Origin of the sequence: Maribacter spongiicola, from assembly GCF_004364165.1 — a bacterium.
Taxonomy (GTDB): Bacteria; Bacteroidota; Bacteroidia; order Flavobacteriales; family Flavobacteriaceae; genus Maribacter; species Maribacter spongiicola.
Genome location: NZ_SOAY01000013.1, coordinates 77,888 through 96,852, shown reverse-complemented (window position 1 = coordinate 96,852; position 18,965 = coordinate 77,888). Strand labels below are relative to the sequence as shown.

General features: G+C 34.0%; 22 protein-coding genes. 15 read left to right on the top strand and 7 right to left on the bottom strand.

Annotated elements, in window-relative coordinates; all coding sequences use genetic code 11:
• Positions 1 to 49 precede the first annotated feature (49 nt).
• The 9 genes from CLV90_RS15220 (at position 50) to CLV90_RS15180 (ending at position 7,085) form a co-directional block, all read left to right on the top strand.
• A complete protein-coding gene (locus tag CLV90_RS15220; protein WP_133688375.1) occupies positions 50 to 688 on the top strand; it encodes a 4'-phosphopantetheinyl transferase family protein in 639 nt (212 codons plus the stop codon).
• A gap of 22 nt (positions 689 to 710) precedes the next feature.
• A complete protein-coding gene (locus CLV90_RS15215; RefSeq protein WP_133688374.1) occupies positions 711 to 971 on the top strand; it encodes a thiamine-binding protein in 261 nt (86 codons plus the stop codon).
• Positions 955 to 1,587, top strand: a complete 633-nt coding sequence (gene pnuC, locus CLV90_RS15210; protein ID WP_133688373.1) for a nicotinamide riboside transporter PnuC — start codon at positions 955 to 957, stop codon at positions 1,585 to 1,587. The genes CLV90_RS15215 and pnuC overlap by 17 nt, the downstream gene beginning before the upstream one ends.
• Positions 1,548 to 2,111 (top strand): AAA family ATPase, encoded by a 564-nt coding sequence (locus CLV90_RS15205; RefSeq protein ID WP_133688372.1) that lies wholly within the window; start codon positions 1,548 to 1,550, stop codon positions 2,109 to 2,111. Before pnuC ends, CLV90_RS15205 begins: the two co-directional genes overlap by 40 nt.
• Positions 2,108 to 3,646, top strand: a complete 1,539-nt coding sequence (locus CLV90_RS15200; RefSeq protein ID WP_133688371.1) for a DUF4301 family protein — start codon at positions 2,108 to 2,110, stop codon at positions 3,644 to 3,646. The genes CLV90_RS15205 and CLV90_RS15200 overlap by 4 nt, the downstream gene beginning before the upstream one ends.
• Before the next feature lie 205 nt (positions 3,647 to 3,851).
• Positions 3,852 to 4,154: a hypothetical protein gene (locus tag CLV90_RS15195; protein ID WP_133688370.1), complete on the top strand. Its 303-nt coding sequence runs from the start codon at positions 3,852 to 3,854 to the stop codon at positions 4,152 to 4,154.
• A gap of 153 nt (positions 4,155 to 4,307) precedes the next feature.
• Positions 4,308 to 4,613: a hypothetical protein gene (locus CLV90_RS15190; RefSeq protein WP_133688369.1), complete on the top strand. Its 306-nt coding sequence runs from the start codon at positions 4,308 to 4,310 to the stop codon at positions 4,611 to 4,613.
• 617 nt (positions 4,614 to 5,230) lie between these two features.
• Entirely contained in the window at positions 5,231 to 5,548 is a 318-nt protein-coding gene (locus tag CLV90_RS15185) for a hypothetical protein (protein WP_133688368.1), read from the top strand.
• Between the two features lie 178 nt (positions 5,549 to 5,726).
• Entirely contained in the window at positions 5,727 to 7,085 is a 1,359-nt protein-coding gene (locus CLV90_RS15180) for a sigma-54-dependent transcriptional regulator (protein WP_133688367.1), read from the top strand.
• Here the strand turns inward: CLV90_RS15180 and CLV90_RS15175 are convergent.
• Positions 7,060 to 9,510 carry a hybrid sensor histidine kinase/response regulator gene (locus tag CLV90_RS15175; protein WP_133688366.1) on the bottom strand — a complete coding sequence of 817 codons (2,451 nt, stop codon included), beginning with the start codon at positions 9,508 to 9,510 and terminating at the stop codon, positions 7,060 to 7,062. The two genes, CLV90_RS15180 and CLV90_RS15175, sit on opposite strands and share 26 nt — an antisense overlap.
• Before the next feature lie 363 nt (positions 9,511 to 9,873).
• Between CLV90_RS15175 and CLV90_RS15170 the strand changes: the two genes are divergently transcribed.
• Positions 9,874 to 12,048 (top strand): TonB-dependent receptor, encoded by a 2,175-nt coding sequence (locus CLV90_RS15170; RefSeq protein ID WP_133688365.1) that lies wholly within the window; start codon positions 9,874 to 9,876, stop codon positions 12,046 to 12,048.
• Between the two features lie 104 nt (positions 12,049 to 12,152).
• Positions 12,153 to 12,818 (top strand): hydrolase, encoded by a 666-nt coding sequence (locus CLV90_RS15165; protein WP_133688364.1) that lies wholly within the window; start codon positions 12,153 to 12,155, stop codon positions 12,816 to 12,818.
• Between the two features lie 3 nt (positions 12,819 to 12,821).
• Here the strand turns inward: CLV90_RS15165 and CLV90_RS15160 are convergent, their stop codons facing one another.
• Entirely contained in the window at positions 12,822 to 13,256 is a 435-nt protein-coding gene (locus tag CLV90_RS15160; RefSeq protein ID WP_133688363.1) for a Rieske (2Fe-2S) protein, read from the bottom strand.
• Between the two features lie 135 nt (positions 13,257 to 13,391).
• On the opposite strand from CLV90_RS15160, the gene greA reads away from it, so the two are divergent.
• Both greA and CLV90_RS15150 read left to right on the top strand, forming a co-directional pair.
• Positions 13,392 to 13,868 (top strand): transcription elongation factor GreA, encoded by a 477-nt coding sequence (gene greA / locus CLV90_RS15155; RefSeq protein WP_133688362.1) that lies wholly within the window; start codon positions 13,392 to 13,394, stop codon positions 13,866 to 13,868.
• A 76-nt stretch (positions 13,869 to 13,944) separates the two neighbouring features.
• Positions 13,945 to 14,337 (top strand): HIT family protein, encoded by a 393-nt coding sequence (locus CLV90_RS15150; RefSeq protein WP_133688361.1) that lies wholly within the window; start codon positions 13,945 to 13,947, stop codon positions 14,335 to 14,337.
• Here the strand turns inward: CLV90_RS15150 and CLV90_RS15145 are convergent.
• A complete protein-coding gene (locus CLV90_RS15145; RefSeq protein WP_133688360.1) occupies positions 14,324 to 14,680 on the bottom strand; it encodes a hypothetical protein in 357 nt (118 codons plus the stop codon). The two genes, CLV90_RS15150 and CLV90_RS15145, sit on opposite strands and share 14 nt — an antisense overlap.
• A 2-nt stretch (positions 14,681 to 14,682) precedes the next feature.
• Positions 14,683 to 15,831 carry a sensor histidine kinase gene (locus CLV90_RS15140; protein ID WP_133688359.1) on the bottom strand — a complete coding sequence of 383 codons (1,149 nt, stop codon included), beginning with the start codon at positions 15,829 to 15,831 and terminating at the stop codon, positions 14,683 to 14,685.
• Between the two features lie 126 nt (positions 15,832 to 15,957).
• Between CLV90_RS15140 and CLV90_RS15135 the strand changes: the two genes are divergently transcribed.
• On the top strand, positions 15,958 to 16,335 hold the full coding sequence (locus CLV90_RS15135; protein ID WP_133688358.1) for a DUF3127 domain-containing protein: 378 nt from the start codon (positions 15,958 to 15,960) through the stop codon (positions 16,333 to 16,335).
• Between the two features lie 131 nt (positions 16,336 to 16,466).
• Positions 16,467 to 17,099 (top strand): leucyl/phenylalanyl-tRNA--protein transferase, encoded by a 633-nt coding sequence (gene aat / locus CLV90_RS15130; protein ID WP_133688357.1) that lies wholly within the window; start codon positions 16,467 to 16,469, stop codon positions 17,097 to 17,099.
• Here the strand turns inward: aat and CLV90_RS15125 are convergent.
• From CLV90_RS15125 to CLV90_RS15115, 3 genes are all read right to left on the bottom strand, one after another.
• Positions 17,091 to 17,786 carry a DUF2490 domain-containing protein gene (locus CLV90_RS15125; protein ID WP_133688356.1) on the bottom strand — a complete coding sequence of 232 codons (696 nt, stop codon included), beginning with the start codon at positions 17,784 to 17,786 and terminating at the stop codon, positions 17,091 to 17,093. The genes aat and CLV90_RS15125 overlap by 9 nt on opposite strands.
• Entirely contained in the window at positions 17,767 to 18,258 is a 492-nt protein-coding gene (locus CLV90_RS15120; RefSeq protein ID WP_243835484.1) for a hypothetical protein, read from the bottom strand. Before CLV90_RS15120 ends, CLV90_RS15125 begins: the two co-directional genes overlap by 20 nt.
• A 115-nt stretch (positions 18,259 to 18,373) precedes the next feature.
• The gene (locus CLV90_RS15115) at positions 18,374 to 18,937 is read right to left on the bottom strand and encodes a DNA-3-methyladenine glycosylase I (protein WP_133688355.1); all 564 of its coding nucleotides are present in this window, start codon (positions 18,935 to 18,937) and stop codon (positions 18,374 to 18,376) included.
• Positions 18,938 to 18,965 lie beyond the last annotated feature (28 nt).

Genomic DNA, 18,965 nt, shown 5'->3' with positions numbered 1-18,965 from the left:
TACAGCAATTTTTAATTCGTGCAAAGGTACGAATAACACTAAGAATCCCATGCCGCTTTACAAAACTATAACAGTAAATGAAGAAACCTCCTTAGCAATTTGGAAGGTTGAAGAGACAGAAGAAAACCTTTGGACAGGTATTGAGCTCACACCTTATTGTCAAAATCGATTTGACGGTATGAAATCTGAACTCCATCGTAAGGCTTTCTTGAGTATTAGGCACTTACTTGCTAAATATGATTATACAGATGCCGATCTAATCTATGATGAAAACGGAAAGCCCCATTTAAAAGATGGAAAGTTGATATCGATAACACATTCTCATAATTTTACGGGTATCATCATCAGTTCAGCTGAACATGTAGGTATTGATATTGAAATGCAGCGTGACAAAATTTTACGAATAGCACATAAATTTACTCCGTTTGAAGAGTATAAAACATTGGCAAATACTGCAGCAGTAGTTAGAAAGTTGACCATTGTATGGGGAGCTAAAGAATCGCTTTATAAAATATATGGTCATAGGGGCGTTAGTTTTCTACATCATATCGATGTTCAAGATTTTAAGTTTGATGACCATAAAACAACGGCACAAATTATTTTCGAAGGAAATTTATCGAACTTTAAGATTAGGTTTTTAGAATTTGAAAAGTTTACCTGCGTTTACGCTACAAGAGATAAAGAATAGAATAAAATATAGCATACTATAAATGGATATATCAGTTGAATTGACCTTTTCGCCATTACAAGACGATTTTGAGCAGCACATTATAAACTTTATTAAAAAACTGCGTGAATGTGGCTTAACCGTTTTAGAGAATCCGTTAAGCACGCAAGTATTTGGTTCTTATGATGAAGTAATGAACGTGTTGAATACCGAAATTAAAATAGCATTTGAGTTGATGGACCGCGGACTCCTATTCATGAAAATAGTTAAATCTGATAGAAGCGACTATGAGCCCCATTTTTGATTATCTCTTTGGTCAATATTCCGATTATGATACTTTAGATATTATTCTAGAAATTGTAGCGGTCATTTTCGGACTGTTATCGGTTTGGTTTTCCAAACAGAACAAAATTTTAGTGTACCCTACAGGTTTGGTAAGTACATCTATATTCGTCTACCTACTCTTAAAATGGGGGTTGTTAGGTGACATGATGATCAATGCCTACTATTTTACGATGAGTATATATGGCTGGTATATATGGACAAGAAAAGTAGATGCGGAACATTACACACCTATTACCCGAGTAACTAAAAAAGAACATATTACATCGGCTCTCATTTTTGTAGTTACGATCATTTTTGTGTTTACGGTGTATCAAGTTTTTGATAAATGGAATAGTTGGACGGCTTATGTTGATACCATAACAACAGCAATATTTTTTGTGGGTATGTGGCTGATGGCCAAGAGAAAAGTAGAAAATTGGATATATTGGATCATTGGAGATTTAATATCTATTCCATTATACTTTTATAAAGGATTTACGTTTACTAGTTTTCAGTATCTCATTTTTACAATATTGGCCTTTTACGGGTATAATGCATGGAAGAAAAATACAGACAAGAACCTTCAGATGTCTTAAAAGTGGTTCTTTTCGGACCAGAATCTACAGGTAAAACAACCTTGTCAGAACAATTGGCAAGGCATTACCATACCGTTTGGGTGCCCGAATATGCTAGAGATTATCTACAGGATAAATGGAATAATGAGCGAAAAACATGTGAACCACATGATTTATTACCTATTGCCGAAGGGCAAATGAGAATGGAGAATAAATTGACGAAAAAAGCAACAGATATTCTTATTTGCGATACTGATTTGTTGGAAACCAAAGTATATTCGGAGGCATATTATATCGGTGACTGTGATCCAGTATTAGAAAAATATGCCTTAGAGAATACTTATGATCTTTATTTGCTGACTTATATAGATATCCCGTGGGAAGCTGACGACCTAAGAGATAAGCCGAATGAAAGGGAGGAAATGTTCAATTATTTTAAAGACACTTTAGAAAAATACGGTAAAAAATTTATTACCTTGAAGGGGAACAAAAAACAACGTTTAGAAAAAGCCATTAACCATATAGATACCTTATTACATAAATGATCGAACTTACAGATAAAGACATTAAGCAATTAGCAGAAAAAGGAATTTCAAAAGAGCAAATGTTGAGTCATATCAACACCTTCAAAGAAGGTATACCTTTTGTAAAATTAGAGAATGCAGCCGTAATCGGTAATGGTATTCTAAAATTCTCTGATGCAGAAGAGAAAGAGCTTATTTCGTTTTATGATTCAAAATTAAAAGATCTTGATATTTTAAAATTTGTACCGGCTTCTGGTGCAGCTTCTAGAATGTTTAAAGCGTTATTTAGTTTTTTAGGTGCTTATAGCCCAAGTGAAGAAACTTTAGAAGCTTATTTGACTAGGACTAATGATAACGATATTAAGAAGTTCTCTGAAGGATTAGAACGCTTTCCGTTTTACCAAAAGGTGATGGATAGAATAGCTGTGAGATCTGATGCTCAGGGAGAGAAGGTTTTTAGTTTTATCACTGAACTATTAGGCGAGAATGCATTGAACTACGGTTTTTATCCAAAGGGATTATTGCCATTTCATAAATATGAAGCTTCTGCAGCCACTCCTTTTGAAGAACATTTAAAAGAAGGAGCTCTTTATGCAGGCTCTAACGGAAAAGCTAATTTACATTTTACGATATCAGAACAGCATGAAGAAATGTTCGGAGAGGAGTTTAAATCCTCTGGACCAAAAGTTTCTGCAGATACCGGTATTACATATAACGTAGACTATTCTTTTCAAAAACCATCTACAGATACCTTGGCGGTTGATATGGATAATAATCCATTTAGAAATGAAGATGGTTCGGTGTTGTTTAGACCAGGAGGACATGGAGCCTTGATCCAAAATTTAAATGAGCAAGACGCCGATGTTATTTTTATAAAGAATATTGATAACGTTGCCGTAATGAAAGATGCTAAAGCAGTTGCCGATAGTAAAAAGGTTTTGGCAGGTGTACTTCTAAAAGAGCAAGAAAAAGCATTCGAATATGCTGCATTACTCGATAAGGGCGATGTAGATGATGCGCAAATCGAAGAAGTCAGAAACTTTTTGGTTACAAACCTGAACGTTCGTTTCTCAGATGACTTTGATTCAAAATCTAACAGCGAAAAAATATCCGTATTAAAAGATAAGATTAATAGACCAATTCGTATTTGTGGTATGGTTAAAAATGAAGGTGAGCCAGGTGGTGGTCCTTTTTGGGTGACCAATGGTAAAGGTGAAGTTTCTTTACAGATAATAGAATCTGCCCAAATAGATATGGATGATCAACAGCAGGCAGACTTACTAAAGAATTCTACGCATTTTAATCCCGTAGATTTGGTATGTGCGGTACGTAACTATAAAGGTGAGAAATATGATCTGTTAAAGTTTGTTGATGAAAAGCAAGGTTTTATTACAGGTAAAACTAAAGACGGTAAAGAATTAAAGGCTCTTGAACTTCCAGGATTATGGAACGGAGCTATGGCATTTTGGAATACAATCTTTGTAGAAGTGCCATTGGTAACCTTTAATCCTGTAAAAAGTGTGGTTGATCTTTTGAAAGATTCGCATCAAGCTTAGATAATAACATATTATATAGTACAATAAGTGTGTAGTTTCTACACACTTTTTTTGTTTACACACATTTTTACCCACAGTTCAAAATACCTAAAAAAATGTAATTATATGATATAGAGCATTTTATCTGTTATTGGTGGGAATATTTTTTAGTGGCACAATTTTCCTAATATACTTTACAAGAATGTTTAATTTAAAATATATAAATATGAAAAAATTAGTTTTTGCCACAGCTTTAGCCATAGGTAGTTTAACAATAGGTACTGCAGCTACCCCAATTATATTTCACGATGGTATAATGGAAGATATCTTTTTACAAGACTATACAGAAGTTGCTGCTTCTGATTTACCGACACCAATTGTAAATGCTTTAGCAACAGATTATGAAGGTGCAATGTTGAGTAAAGCGTACGTTGATGATGAAAATAATTATAAATTAGAAATTACTACACAAGATGGAGTTTCTAGTGTACTTTATGCAGATGCAGAAGGTAACTGGTTAGAAATGTAATAATTATAAGTTTGAATTAGTTGTTTATGAAAAGCTGCCTAGGCAGCTTTTTTTAGTTTAAAATTTTAAAATTTCGTTAAGTAATAATCCATATGTAAGATTACTCCGTAAGTATTTTAAGATTTAGAGTTATTAACGATTAAAATTATTAGCATGAAAAATTACGCATTAATAGTATTCTTGACTTTCGGAATCATGTTTAACGCAGCAGCAAAAACTAGCTTCGACATAGTCGAAACAGTAGTTGTAGTTAAAGCGGCAGATGAATACGTAAAAATTAAATCGAGCGAATTAACACCACCGGTGATTGAAGAAATATTAAAGCAATACCCAACATCTAAACTAGGCGCTGCTTTTAAAAATGATAAAGGAGAATTCAAATTAATAATGGTACTTAAAAGCGGAACAAGAAAAACCGTATATATAGACCAGTACGGCAATTGGATCATTAAAAAGTAATCTGATTAATACTCAGGAATAAAAAAAACTGCAAAATGCAGTTTTTTTTTATTTAAAATGTGACCTATCAGAAAATCTTGTGTCTAAATAAGTGAAGCAAGTTATGAAACAATGGTCACATTAGTATTTATTTTAGTTTTAAGCACAGTTTTGATTTTTTCATTAGGTGTAATATCAAAATTATGTTTGGAGAAATAAATAATTAAAATATCACTTTCGCGTAAACACTAACCGTTAACTATGAAGGTGCCACCAGATAATTGTATTTGAAATAATCCCCAGGATTAGCATTGCCAATTTTAGTTGTTGTTGAATTGATTGAGGTGTTGATTTAGAATTTTAAGACAAGAGTTTGATAGGTGGTTTGAGGGGGGCTGCAATTTGCAGCTCCTTTTTTTTGTCTTTATTTAAGTTCTAAAATTGCTGAATAGGTGATGATTTTAATGGGTAAAAATTATACAGTAATACCGTAAAGATACAGTTTTACTCAAGTTTTAAAAGGTTGAAATAACTGTAAGGTATTGAAAATCAATCTATATGTTGTTCTGAAGTTTTCTGGCATTCTTTTTTCTTAGCTAATAGTATTGATATGTATTATTAACTTAAATATAAAAAAGATGAAAACTTTATTTTTATTAGGAGCGATGACAATAGGAGGTTTTGCAATGAATGCACAAGATGTATTGGTTTCAGAAAATGGAATTCAGCATAACCAAGTAAATGAGATTTCAATAGTAACGGAAGATTTCGAAGAGATTTCGGTTGCAGAAGTGCCTCAAGCCGTAACAGATGCAGTATCTAAGAATTTTCCAACGGCAAATCTAGATAAGGCGTATACAAATGAAAAGAAACAATATAAGCTGGTATTATCTCTTGAAGACGGTACACAAGGTACAGTGTATGCAGATGAAGAAGGTAATTGGATAGATATGTAATTATAGAGAAACTTGTTTGTTCAAGTTGGTTTGGTCAGGAAAGGATAGCTAAAGGCTATTCTTTCCTTTTTTTATGTTTTTTTTTAAATGAATGGTATAAAACCTTTATGATAATTTTAAAATACAAATAGTCGGCTTATGGTATTTTTACGTAGATACTAAGAACACCAAACTATCTATGACTAAAATTCTAATTATTGAAGATGATACTTCATTCGCTCAAATGCTTCAAAAGTTTTTAGCAAGAAATAGTTATGATGTAGTATTAAGTCATACTGGGTTAGATGGCGAAAAACAATTAAAAGAACACGATTTTCAATTAGTAATTACAGACTTGCGGTTACCAGATTATGACGGAATTAAATTGGTGTCTGAGTTAAAAGGAAAGATTCCTGTCATTGTAATGACAGGGTATGCAGAAGTTTCTACAGCTGTAAAAGCAATGAAAATGGGGGCTTACGATTATATTTCTAAACCTTTCACTCCGGATCAGATGCTTTCGGTTATTGATGGTGCTTTAAATTCAAAACCAGTATCTTCAAAAGAGAGTCCTTTTGAAATACCTGAAAATTCTAAGGGTAAAGTAGTCAATAAAGAGGGTGAAGTTCGTTCTGGTAAATTAGTGCTAAATAGCGAGGCAACCCAAAAATTAGAAGAGCATATTATTTTGGTTGCACCTACGGATATGTCGGTTTTAATCATTGGTGAAAGTGGAACTGGTAAAGAGGTTACGGCGAAAGCCATTCATCAAAAAAGCACAAGAAATGAAAAGCCATTTATCGCACTAGATTGTGGGGCAATACCAAAAGAACTTGCTGCAAGTGAGTTCTTCGGACATATAAAAGGAAGTTTTACAGGTGCTGTAGCGGATAAAATAGGAAGCTTTGAAGCTGCCAACGGTGGAACTTTGTTTTTAGATGAGGTGGGTAATCTTTCATATGAGAACCAAATACAGTTATTAAGAGCGTTACAAGAGCGAAAAATAAAAAGAATAGGCAGTAATACCGAAATAGAGGTTGATGTTCGAATACTGTCTGCCACAAATGAAGATTTAAAAGCCGCAGTTGAAAAAGGCACTTTTCGTGAAGATCTGTATCATCGTTTGAATGAGTTTTCATTGCAAATACCTGCTTTAAAAAACAGGCACGGAGATTTATCGGTATTAGCGTCTCACTTTTTAAGTAAGTTCAATGAAAAGTTGAATAAACAAATTCTTGATTTTTCTGATGAGGTTTGGGATATTTTCAATGCTTATCATTGGCCTGGTAACATTCGAGAATTACAGAATGTAATACAGCGAGCAGTTTTGCTATCTACTTCAGATAGGGTGGAAGCAAAGGTATTACCATCGGAGTTGATGAGTCCGGTTTTAGAAACAGCAGAAATAGGGAGCCTATCAAAGGCAGATTTTGAAAAAGAACAAATTGTAAATGCTTTAAAACGCACTAATTATAATAAATCGAAAGCAGCTAAACTACTACAGGTTACAAGAAAAACACTGTATAATCGAATCAACTATTATGATTTGGATTTATAGCTATTTCTTTCGAAAGCATTTCTGATAGCTTCTTAATTTCCTTTTGTAATTCTATGTTTTTCGCGTTGAGTTGTTGATCAGAAAAATCATCGCTATTCAAAGTTTCAAATGTCTCTAAAATAGGAATAGCATTTTTAATCTCTAGTTGTCGAAACATAGGCAGCATTCTATGAGCTACTTTATTTACTTGTAAAATATCAAAAGTAGCCACTGCGTTACTAATTAAAAGAGCATTCTCTTTGGTGTCTTTTTTGAAAATAAGTAACACTTCGTCAATAGCATTTTGGTCATCACCCAAAAACATTTTTAAGGTATTCAAGCTATATAGTTGCTGATAATCAGTGGCTATGCGAGTATCTTTGGCAGGGATAATTTCATTTGCATTATTGAAAAGAACGTGAAGTTTTTGTAATAATTCTGTATTAGAAAAAGGCTTACGAATAAGATTAGAGAAACCTTGTTCAGTAAAATGTTCTAAAGTTAAATCGCGTCGCCCGGTCATTGCCAAAATCGGTTGGTTAATAAAATTTTTAAATTCTCCAGATTTCAGCAGAGTAACTATTTCATAACCTGTAATCGTGGGCATTTCTATATCGGTCAAAACGACATCAAAATCGAAATTTTCATTAGGTTTATACTCGTTGAAGTTTGAAAATAGTCGAGCTTCAATTCCTTCAGATTTTAGCATTTCTCCAATAAGTTTTAGGAAAGAAGTGTCGTCGTCAAAAACAATCATTTTTAAATTACTTAATACAGTATTTTCTTGTGCTACCTGCTCAGGCTTTTGACTAAATTCGATGGGTATATGTAGGGTAAAGGTGCTTCCTTTATTAATCTCACTTTCCAATAAAATTTTCCCTTCTAGAAGTTCTGTAAGTTTTTTAGTTATGGTAAGTCCTAATCCGTAACCACCATATTTCTTATCGGTATCGCTTTCTGCTTGAGTGAATTCCTTAAAAATAAGCTCTTGTTTTTCTTTAGAAATACCTATGCCTGTATCGGTTATTTTAAGAATAAGCACTTTTGATTCTGTAACTCTGCCGGTTAAGGTGATGCATCCTTTTTCTGTAAATTTAAAAGCGTTACCTAATAAGTTTGAAATAATTTGACGTAAACGAAAAGCATCCGAATGTATTGGTTGTTTTAAAGAATCGTCTAACTTTAAAATTAGTTCAATGTCTTTGCTTGTATACTGAGATGCTATATTTCTAGAACTTTCTTGTATTAATTTATCCAATCTAAAAGTAGAATTCTTGGCAACCATTTTACCGGCTTCTAACTGCGAGAAATCAAGTAAGTCGTTCACTAAATTATTCACATATGTTGTAGCAGATTTGATGTGTATAATATATTCTTTATTCTTTTTTGTGTCGTTAGATTCTTCAATAATGGTCGCGTATCCACTTATAGTGTTCAGCGGGGTTCTTAAATCGTGACTTACAGTAGCGATCAGTTGTTCCCTACTTTTTAAAAGCGATTCTGAATACGCTTTTTCTTTCTCTAGTTTATCGCGGTAAAGGTTAGCTTTCCAAAAATCTCGATTCAATATAAATGTAAAAATGGCAACCACCAAAAAGCCGAGAATGGCGGCAATAACGGCTAGTCGAATACTTCTTTTTAACAAACTTTCTTTTTTTATTGAATTTGCTAAGCTGTTCATAATAATTTCTTGTTCAAAAGAAGAAAGTATGGTTCTCAATTGTTGAGAGAGTTCAATGTCGGTTCTATTAATATTGGTTTCTTGAACGGCTAAAGAATTTTCGTTCTGGGTATTTTCTTGCTGCACATCTTTTAAAAGATTTTTAGAAACCTGAACAACACTATCCATCTTTTGTGCTTTTTGTTGTGCATTACCTTCTTCGGGCACATTTGCATTTAAGTAGTCTGCTACTTTTTTGATGGTACTTTGCGCTTTTGGGGATAGTTCGTCAAGATTTGGAGCCAATTCTTCGGGTTTTATAATACCCAAAGATTCTTCAAGTTTATCAAATTCTTTCAAGGCAGAATTTATAGCAGTGCCCGTTTGATTTTTAAGTCTAATGGAGCGTAAGGCATTGATATTGGTAACTTTTCTATTTAAAAGAGAGCGAAGACTATCTAAAAGACCATGCTGGAAATCACTTTCTGTTAAGGTCTTTAATTCTTCAATATTCGTGTAAAGCGAGTCGATTTTATGCTCGTAAGCCGTAAAATTTACTTTGCTCTTTGTTTGTAATGCAAGTTTAGAAAGACTCTCTGCCTCATACAGTTGGGCAAGAAAAGAGTTGGTTTTAAGAAGCTTATTGTCTTTTTCTGTAGTTGTTTCTGTGGCAATATATTCTTGAACTTCAGAGTAAATGTAATATGAAGCTATAACCCCTAGAATAATTAGCAGTAGGTAGCTTATGGTAATTTTAAGTGTGAACTTATTTTTCGTAGAATTCATGTAGCTATTAATAGGTAATATAAGTACGATAAAAGCTTGTAAATAAGTTTTAAAATCGTGTTAATTAAACACATTGTTATTTTTTTAAATTTCTTTATGAGAGATGAATTATGTGCATTACATTTGCGGCATCTCAAAGGGGTGCCGAGTTCTATATTAAGAACAAAGCTGAGATTATACCCAAAGAACCTGGGCAGGTAATGCTGCCAAGGGATAATCCAAAAAGTTTATTTTAATTTTTTGGAATAAGATGTAATATGGACATTTTGGTCATATGTAGTCTTTTGGAAATAGAGCGTAGTTGCTCAAAAATCAATTTTAACTTTAGAATAATAGCCCCTTTTATTCGTAATTATTTTACGGATGAAACTATCTATTTTCACAATTGCAGCGTCTTTGGCGCTAAGTATGGGTGTCTGTGCCCAAGAACAGGAAACAGACTCTTTAGAGGGTCGAAAAGTAGTGCTAGACGAAGTGTTCGTTTCAGCAATTAGGGTAACCAAGCAATCTCCGGTTACATTTTCAAATCTCATAAAGGAGGATATTAAACCTAGAAATTTAGGGCAAGATATTCCTGTTTTAATGAATTTTTTACCATCTGTAGTAACCACAACAGATGCAGGTGCTGGCGTAGGTTATACAGGTATTAGAGTTAGAGGTAGCGATGCTACACGAGTAAACGTAACTATAAATGGGATACCTTATAACGATGCCGAGTCGCAAGGTACTTTTTGGGTAAACATGCCAGATTTTGCTTCTTCAACAGAAAGCTTGCAATTACAGCGTGGTGTAGGTACATCTACCAACGGTGCAGGTGCTTTTGGGGCAAGTTTAAATCTGTTGACCGACGGATTCTCACAAGATGCATACGGACAAATATCTACTTCTTTTGGTAGTTTTAATACCTTAAGAAATAATCTGAAATTTAGTACAGGACTCTTAAATGACCATGTAGAAATCTCGGGTAGATTATCTAAAATTAATTCTGATGCATACATAGACAGAGCCAGTGCAGATTTGGACTCCTATTTCTTACAAGGAGCTTATAAAGACGATAATACCTTGGTCAAAGCACTGATTTTTGGCGGTCATGAGGTTACGTATCAAGCATGGTACGGTATAGATGCCCAAACTTTAGAAACGGATAGAACTTTTAATCCTTCAGGTATTTATACAGATGTAGACGGTAATACCCAGTTTTATGATAACGAGGTAGACAATTATAAGCAAGATCATGCACAGTTGTTGTGGAATGAACAAATTTCAGATTTCTGGAGTACGAATATCGCTTTGCACTATACCAGAGGTAGAGGTTTCTTTGAGCAGTATAAAGAAGACGATGATTTTTCTACCTATGGTTTTGAACCAATTATTGTAGATGGTGAAGAAGTAAATACGACCGATCTTATTAGAAGACGTTGGTTAGATAATGATTTCTACGGTACCGTATTTTCTGCAAATTATAAGAAAGATAGGCTAGATTTAATAATGGGTGGTGGTTTCAATAAATATGAAGGTGATCACTTTGGCGAGATTATTTGGGCTAGATATGCTAGTAATAGTAGTTATAGAGACCGTTATTATGATGACAGCTCATCAAAAACAGATTTCAATATTTATACAAAAGCAAATTACCAAATAACAGATCAATGGTCGTTATACGGAGACTTGCAATATAGAACAGTTGGGTATAAAGCGAATGGTAATGAAACTGGTTTGGTCGATGATACTTTTAACTTTTTCAACCCGAAGGCTGGTGTAACATTTGATTTAAACACGAATAATAATTTCTACCTTTCGTATGCGGTTGCCAATAGAGAACCAAATAGAAATGATTACGAAAGTGGAAACCCTAAGCCAGAAAAACTAAATGATTTTGAATTGGGATGGCGTTATATTTCTTCGGCAGTTCAATTAAACACGAACGTTTATTACATGAACTACAAAGATCAATTGGTACTTACAGGCGCTTTGAACGATGTTGGTGCACCATTACGTGAAAATGTAGGTGAAAGTTACCGTTTAGGTTTAGAGGTAGATGCTAATATAATATTAAGTGAAAAATTCTCTATAAGACCAAATATTGCGGTAAGCACCAATAAAAACCAAGATTTTGTATTTGAGAGAGATGGCGAATTACAAGAACTAGGCGGTACGAATATTGCATTCTCACCAAATCTGATTATAGGCAATATATTCACGTATAGTGCTAATGAAAATTTTCAGGTATCCTTTTTATCTAAATATGTTGGCAAGCAGTATATGGGGAATATAGATTCTGAAAATTCTGTTTTAGATGCGTATTCGCAGAGCGATTTAAATATGCAATATACTATTAACTGTAATGGGTTTTTAAAAAGTATTGTATTCTCGGGCTTGATAAACAATGTATTCAATAAGAAATATGTGTCTAATGGGTATTTCTTTACCTATGATGATGATTTTTCGGTACCTGATACCATTACTACCATTGAAGGAGCCGGTTATTATCCGCAGGCGGGCACTAACTTTTTGTTAGGGGCTACAGTAAATTTTTAAGGATTTCGCTGGATTCTTTCCGTTACAAATTTGTCTTAAATGTTTGCTTAAAAAGTTCGGAGTGTAGCATAATATTCTAAATTAGAATATTAATATTCAGGGTTATGGATCGCAATATTCCGATTTTTGGTAGTAGGTTAAGAAACAATATAGTAACGGTACCAGAAGTAATATCTCAATGCTCGGGCATTCGAGTTTTCGGTCAATCGATAAAGTCGTTTCTGTTTAGTACAGATGTGGCAATTATTAGAAACACTAATGCCAATGCAATTATTGCGGTGTACCCGTTTACCCCGCAACCTGTAATTTCAAATGCATTGATTTTAGCTGCCGACAAACCTATTTTTTGCGGAGTAGGTGGTGGGTTAACAACAGGTGTCCGATCATTAGAGTTGGCAATACATGCCGAGTTTCAAGGCGCATTGGGTGTAGTTTTAAATAAACCTACACCCAATAGTCTTATCACGTTATTGAAAGAAAAAATAGATATACCAGTTACCATTACCGTAGTTTCAGAGAAAGATGATTTTAAAGGAAGACTAGCTGCAGGCGTTGATATTTTTAATGTTTCTGGAGCATGTAAAACAGCCGATATCATTAAAAGGATTAGAGATTTAGACGCCAATGTTGGTATCATTGCAACAGGTGGTAAAACTGAAGAAACAATAGTTGCCGCCATTGATGCTGGCGCAAACGCAATATCCTATACTCCGCCAAGTACGGGCGAATTGTTCAAAGAAATAATGGATAAATACCGAGCGGAAGAATAGTGTTTAGTTGGAGATAATGACACTACCGCCACTAAAACTGGCACGGTATTCTAACATGTCATAATAACGATTTTCATCTTCAGGCGTATTCAATAGTTGACCGGTAAATAGGCTATAGCGATAATCGTCGCATGAGCATATTGCAATCTGACCGTCTAATACCATGGTCGAGCAATCGTTTGGTGCATGATTTGGGCAACTGCCTTCAAAAGCTCTAAATTGATCGAAACCAGAGTTGATCACAAAAACACCTCTAGTACCGGCAAGATCACTATTAATGTACACTGCGCTTCCAGTATTTGTAAGGGGACTGTAGGAAGGAAGATTTAAATTAGCTTCAAAACGAAAACTTATTTCTTGCAAATAAGGGTTTCTGTTTGTACCATCATTGCTACATGCCGTGATAATCAATAGAATAAGGATACTTAATCTGTTCATCTTACTTCAATTTTGTTTTAAAAAACTTCAGCAAATGTGCGTAAAAATTATGTATATTTGTGTTAAATCCTCGCTTAAAAAGCCGAATTAATAGGCAATTGCAGAGGATTTGTCTATTTATAAAACGAGGAAGTAATGAGTAATATATCATACTATACTGTCGAAGGGTTAAAAAAACTGAAGGCAGAACTAAATCATTTAAGAGATGTTGAGCGCCCAAAGGCGTCTCAAGCAATTGGCGAAGCAAGAGATAAAGGTGATTTGTCAGAAAATGCAGAATATGATGCTGCAAAAGAAGCGCAAGGTCTCTTAGAAATGAAAATTGCTAAAATGGAGAATACGGTGGCCAATGCACGTTTAATTGACGAATCTCAATTAGATACATCTAAAGTTTTGGTGTTATCGACCGTAAAAATAAAAAATCAAGTTAATGGTATGGAAATGTCGTATAAATTGGTTGCAGAAAGCGAAGCCGATACTAAAACGGGTAAAATTTCTGTGAATTCACCTATAGGCAAAGGGCTGCTTGGTAAAAAGGTAGGCGACACTGCAGAAATTGTTGTGCCTAGCGGAGCCATTAAGTTTGAAATTCTTGAAATTACCAGAGATTAGATTTTATTAAATAACTATATTTAATCCTATCCTTTTGCGGGGTAGGATTTTTTATTCCCACTAAACAAACAAGAGTATGCCAACGATTTTTACGAAGATAATTAATGGTGAAATTCCATGTTTTAAAGTAGCTGAAGATGAGAATTTCTTAGCTTTTTTAGATATTAATCCAAATGCAAAGGGGCATACATTGTGCATACCTAAAAAAGAGACAAACAAGATTTTGGATCTTGACGAAGAAACTTATATGCAGTTAATGTTGTTTTCTAGAAAAGTGGGTAAAGCTTTAGAAAAAACTGTGGATTGTAAGCGTGTGGGTATGTCGGTTATTGGTTTAGAGGTTCCACATGTACATGTACATCTTATTCCTTTAAATGAAATGAAAGAGGCAACTTTTCAGTATAAGGTAAAATTAAGTAATGAAGAACTTGCAGAACTAGCCGAGGAGATTGGGGCTAAAATTGAATAGTGCCAGAAATAAATACATAGATTACTGCTGCAACTAATGCAATAAGCACCAAAATAAGGCTGTAAAAAAGCATCGTTGGTTTAGATGTTTTTTTAGCGGGTATAACTGTTTTTTGATAGTAGTTGAACATGCGTTCAATATCATCTGTCCAGGTAACAGGGTAAATAGTAGAGTGGCAGGTATTGCAAACTAATTTATTGCTTAGTTCTCCTGTAATTTTATGAAAGAAGCTACCGTATGTATGTTTTTGGTAAAAAGTAAGATTCAGATCTTGATTAAAACATTCAGGACAGTTGTTATTTAGATTGGCTTCTTTAATAACTTCTAGTTTTTCCTTGGCCATAATTAGTAAGACACTTTTAGAGAAATTTGCATTATAGTTCCTTCTTTTCCAGATGATAACACCCTTATTTTTCCATCGTGATATTCCTCCACAATTCGTTTTACCAAAGAAAGTCCTAAGCCCCAGCCTCGTTTTTTAGAGGTAAAGCCTGGTGTAAAGATACTATTATAGTTGCTTTTAGAAATACCATGTCCTGTATCGGCTATTAAAATGTTTACAAACTTGTGGTCTTGTACAATTTCTATGGCAATACTACCTTTTCCGCGCATGGCATCGATTCCGTTTTTAACCAGATTTTCTATGGTCCAATTGTATAAAGAACTATTGAGCATAACGGGTAAATGATCCACCTTGGTGCTAAACGAAAAATGAATAAGTTTAGAACTTCTTCGTTTCAGGTAATCGAAAGCATCTTGGGTTTCTTTTACAATATCACTTTCTACCAATTTAGGTAGAGAACCAATTTTAGAGAAACGTTCGGTTATCGTTTGTAAACGGTCAATATCTTTCTCTATTTCTTTGGTAATACTAGGGTTTATGGCTTCAGATTTTAACAACTCGTTCCATCCCAAAAGAGAAGATAGCGGTGTGCCGATTTGGTGCGCGGTTTCTTTGGCCATACCTGCCCATAATTTATTCTGTTCAGAAGCTTTATTAGTTTTGAACAAGAAATAGATAACTGCTGCAAATAGAAAAATGATAAGAAGTAGCGCAATCGGATAAAACTTCAGCTTGGTTAAAACATCAGAATTGCCATAATATAAGGTAGCTAAATGCTCGCCTTGCTGATCAATGGATATAGGTGTGTTTTCGTTCTTGAATTTTTTAAGTTGACTTTGAATAAAAATGGAGTCTTTGCTTTTGTTCGGCGGAAAATTATTGACCCTTATCGACCCATCTTTGTTGATAAGTATCATTGGGGTAGAGGTGTTATTTTGAAAGACCTTTAAATGAAGGCTTCCTAAATCTACGGTTTCAGACGATTGTAGAAATTCTGACTGTGCGGTAGCCCAAATCTCCATTTTTAGGCGCTCTTCCTCTTTAAATTGTTTAAAAAAGCTATTGGTATTCCATAAGATAAGACTCACAACTACGAACGAGCCTATCAATAGAAAAATGTTGGAAATTTTGTTTTTAGGAATAAAGTTCATCCAATAGTTATCTAATACTAAAGATAACCCTAATTGTGAATAATTGTTGTGTTGTTATCGTGGTAGGCTGTTTTATTAACGCATCATTTTATGTATTTTTGACCTCTATTGTAAAAAGAGTTCAAGATGGAAATAGAAGGTAAAGTAAAATTGATAGGCGAAACCCAAACCTTCGGGTCTAATGGGTTTAGAAAAAGAGAATTGGTTGTTACTACAGACGAACAATATCCACAACATATCATGATAGAGTTTGTACAAGATAAATGTGATTTATTAAATAATTACGGTATAGGTCAAGATGTTAAAGTAAGTATTAACCTAAGAGGTAGGGAATGGACGAACCCTCAAGGTGAAGTAAAATACTTTAACTCGATACAAGGTTGGCGTATAGAAGGTGCTGGGAAAGCGGCACCTGCAGGTGGTAAGCCACCGGTAGCACCAATGGAGGCTTTTGAGCCTGCGGATGATTTAAATGAAGAAGATCATGACGATCTTCCATTCTAAGAATTATATTACTTTTTAATAAGGTATAAAGCTCCTTTAATATAAAACTTGTTTAACTTAAATAGTTAAACAAGTTTTTTGTTTTAAGACCTTTTATTTACTTTGAAAAAAATTAAAAGCCACAAATAGTCATGTATTTTTTAACAGATGAACTTGTGTTTCCTCCGGTAGATGAAGCCAATGAAGAAGGCTTGTTGGCAGTGGGTGGAGATTTATCCCCAGAACGTTTGCTTTTAGCGTACCAAAGTGGAATTTTTCCGTGGTTCGATAATGATTCTATTATTTTATGGTGGAGTCCTGATCCTAGAATGATACTCTACCCAGGTCATATCAAAATTTCAAAAAGCATGAAGAAAGTTATTCGAAGCAATCAATTTCGATTAACTAAAAACACGTGTTTCAAAGAAGTTTTAGAGTATTGTTCGTCTGTGCCAAGAGAAGGGCAAGATGGCACTTGGATCACTGATGACATGAAAAATGCCTATGTAAAGCTTCATGAAAGGGGAATTGCAAAATCGTATGAAGTTTGGGAAGGCGATACCTTGGTAGGTGGTTTATATGGTGTAGATTTGGGTTATATTTTTTGCGGAGAAAGTATGTTCAGTTTAACGGCTAATGCTTCAAAATTTGCTTTCATTAAATTGGCTGAAGAATTAAAGGCCAAAGAATATCACATTATAGATTGCCAATTGCATACCGATCATCTAGAGAGTTTGGGGGCACAAGAAATTTCTAGACAAGAGTTCGTAAAATTTTTACAGTGATATAACGAAGCTATTCAGCAAAAAGAAAACATGTTCGGTGTTTTCGGTATAATTCTCCATTCTAAACTGCACGCCTAATTGGGTTTTTAAATGTTCTGAAATTGACCAGCCAATATGAGATGTAATTCTTTGGTCGTACATGGGTTTTATACTTTTGCCCACACTTAATAAAGATTCTGTTGTGGCAACTAAATAAGGTTCGCCAATATCTATTTTTAATCCTTTTAGAGGAATATCTACCGCAAAACGATATCTAAAACGATGTACAAGAGTAGAGGGTTGAATACGTTGTTCTATTCTAAACCGATTACCAAATCGGGCACTGTTCGTTTTTTTAATAGTATTGAACTGTTGGGTTAGTCTAAGTTCATTTTCCTTATCCTCTTCAAAGGCTTCTCTAAAGCGGTATTGAACACCTAGTCCAATACTTTTATAGGGGTCAATTGTTAAAGAGGAAAAATGGGCAATTTCTATTTGCCTAATCGTTAATTCAGATTTTTGATTACGATAAATGTAATTTCTATTCGATAAAGAAAAGTTCTGTTTAAGAAGTGGTGTTACTTCGTAATTTATGGCAACATCGGGCTCCCAATAACCCGTTGTATTGCCTTGCGATATGGCGTAGAACGAACCTAAAAATAGGCATACTATTAAAATAAAATGACCCCTAGTAAAGTACGTGATCATAATTTGGAGGAAGAGAAGTTCTTATTTTCTTAAAATTTCCGTCAGCATCGAACTGAATTTCATAATCTAAATACCCTTTGTCTTTTTTACCGACTATAACTATTTCGTAGTTGTTAGTAGGTAAAATAAGATTTTGAAAGGCGCTTTTAAAAGTTACTTCTAACGACTCATTTTTTGAAGTATATTGCTGTTGTAGTCTTTTAATACGGTATTTAGTGAAATTTTTGTTCAAATATTTTTCCATGTTTGCATAAGTGTCATTGGGTATATCGGTTGTTTTTATTAAAATTTCAATATCTTCTAATGCCCCGTCTTCATCAAATTCTATACTATACCAAAGCTTATCTTTTTTCAATTTAGCTTCAAAACTAATTTTGGTGCTATCGGTTTCTTTGTAGAATTTAATCCGTTTAAAATCTTTTAAATTCTTATTGATGGTTGCGATGGCCTTTGCCGGAAATTGAGATTTCAAAATTCGAAACTCCCTTTCATATTTATATTGAGCTTGACAAATTTGAAAACAAAAAAGAAAAATGACAGCAAATATTTTTGATGGAATAGCATTCATAGTAGTTATGTCTATAAGTTTATACTTGGTGGTATCTAAAACAGTCTAATTGATGATCATTTACCATGCCGGTAGCTTGCATAAATGCATATATGATGGTACTGCCAACGAATTTGAATCCGCGTTTTTTTAAGTCTTTACTGATTGCATCAGAGATTGGTGTATTTGCAGGAGCTTCTTTATAATGTATTACCTTGTTTATAATAGGTTCATTATCAACAAATGCCCAAATGTAGCTGCTAAAAGACCCAAACTCTTTTTGAATATTTAAGTATGCCTGAGCGTTGGTTACCGTTGCGCGAACTTTTAATTTGTTTCTAATAATACCTTCATCCTGTAATAGGCCAAGAATTTTGGATTCAGGATAAATTGCAATTTTTTGATAATCAAAATGATCAAAAGCAACTCGAAAATTCTCTCGTCTTTTTAAAATGGTAATCCAGCTTAAACCAGCTTGAAATGTTTCTAAAACCAGAAACTCAAACAAAAGCTCGTCATCTTTTACGGGAACTCCCCATTCATGGTCATGATAAGCCTCGTATAGCGTATCACCTTTGCACCAGCCACATCTATTTTTATCCATAGATTAAAAGTACTATATAATGGCTTGT

Excerpts from the sequence above, each read along its gene's own strand:
- CLV90_RS15200 (WP_133688371.1), top strand. The coding sequence starts at position 2,108 with ATGATCGAACTTACAGATAAAGACATTAAGCAATTAGCAGAAAAAGGA.
- pnuC (WP_133688373.1), top strand. The coding sequence starts at position 955 with ATGAGCCCCATTTTTGATTATCTCTTTGGTCAATATTCCGATTATGAT.
- CLV90_RS15190 (WP_133688369.1), top strand. The coding sequence starts at position 4,308 with ATGAAAAATTACGCATTAATAGTATTCTTGACTTTCGGAATCATGTTT.
- CLV90_RS15205 (WP_133688372.1), top strand. The coding sequence starts at position 1,548 with ATGGAAGAAAAATACAGACAAGAACCTTCAGATGTCTTAAAAGTGGTT.
- CLV90_RS15185 (WP_133688368.1), top strand. The coding sequence starts at position 5,231 with ATGAAAACTTTATTTTTATTAGGAGCGATGACAATAGGAGGTTTTGCA.
- CLV90_RS15165 (WP_133688364.1), top strand. The coding sequence starts at position 12,153 with ATGGATCGCAATATTCCGATTTTTGGTAGTAGGTTAAGAAACAATATA.
- greA (WP_133688362.1), top strand. The coding sequence starts at position 13,392 with ATGAGTAATATATCATACTATACTGTCGAAGGGTTAAAAAAACTGAAG.
- CLV90_RS15125 (WP_133688356.1), bottom strand. The coding sequence starts at position 17,786 with ATGATCACGTACTTTACTAGGGGTCATTTTATTTTAATAGTATGCCTA.
- CLV90_RS15145 (WP_133688360.1), bottom strand. The coding sequence starts at position 14,680 with ATGGCCAAGGAAAAACTAGAAGTTATTAAAGAAGCCAATCTAAATAAC.
- aat (WP_133688357.1), top strand. The coding sequence starts at position 16,467 with ATGTATTTTTTAACAGATGAACTTGTGTTTCCTCCGGTAGATGAAGCC.
- CLV90_RS15220 (WP_133688375.1), top strand. The coding sequence starts at position 50 with ATGCCGCTTTACAAAACTATAACAGTAAATGAAGAAACCTCCTTAGCA.
- CLV90_RS15175 (WP_133688366.1), bottom strand. The coding sequence starts at position 9,510 with ATGAATTCTACGAAAAATAAGTTCACACTTAAAATTACCATAAGCTAC.
- CLV90_RS15215 (WP_133688374.1), top strand. The coding sequence starts at position 711 with ATGGATATATCAGTTGAATTGACCTTTTCGCCATTACAAGACGATTTT.
- CLV90_RS15195 (WP_133688370.1), top strand. The coding sequence starts at position 3,852 with ATGAAAAAATTAGTTTTTGCCACAGCTTTAGCCATAGGTAGTTTAACA.
- CLV90_RS15160 (WP_133688363.1), bottom strand. The coding sequence starts at position 13,256 with ATGAACAGATTAAGTATCCTTATTCTATTGATTATCACGGCATGTAGC.
- CLV90_RS15180 (WP_133688367.1), top strand. The coding sequence starts at position 5,727 with ATGACTAAAATTCTAATTATTGAAGATGATACTTCATTCGCTCAAATG.
- CLV90_RS15115 (WP_133688355.1), bottom strand. The coding sequence starts at position 18,937 with ATGGATAAAAATAGATGTGGCTGGTGCAAAGGTGATACGCTATACGAG.
- CLV90_RS15170 (WP_133688365.1), top strand. The coding sequence starts at position 9,874 with ATGAAACTATCTATTTTCACAATTGCAGCGTCTTTGGCGCTAAGTATG.
- CLV90_RS15135 (WP_133688358.1), top strand. The coding sequence starts at position 15,958 with ATGGAAATAGAAGGTAAAGTAAAATTGATAGGCGAAACCCAAACCTTC.
- CLV90_RS15140 (WP_133688359.1), bottom strand. The coding sequence starts at position 15,831 with ATGAACTTTATTCCTAAAAACAAAATTTCCAACATTTTTCTATTGATA.
- CLV90_RS15150 (WP_133688361.1), top strand. The coding sequence starts at position 13,945 with ATGCCAACGATTTTTACGAAGATAATTAATGGTGAAATTCCATGTTTT.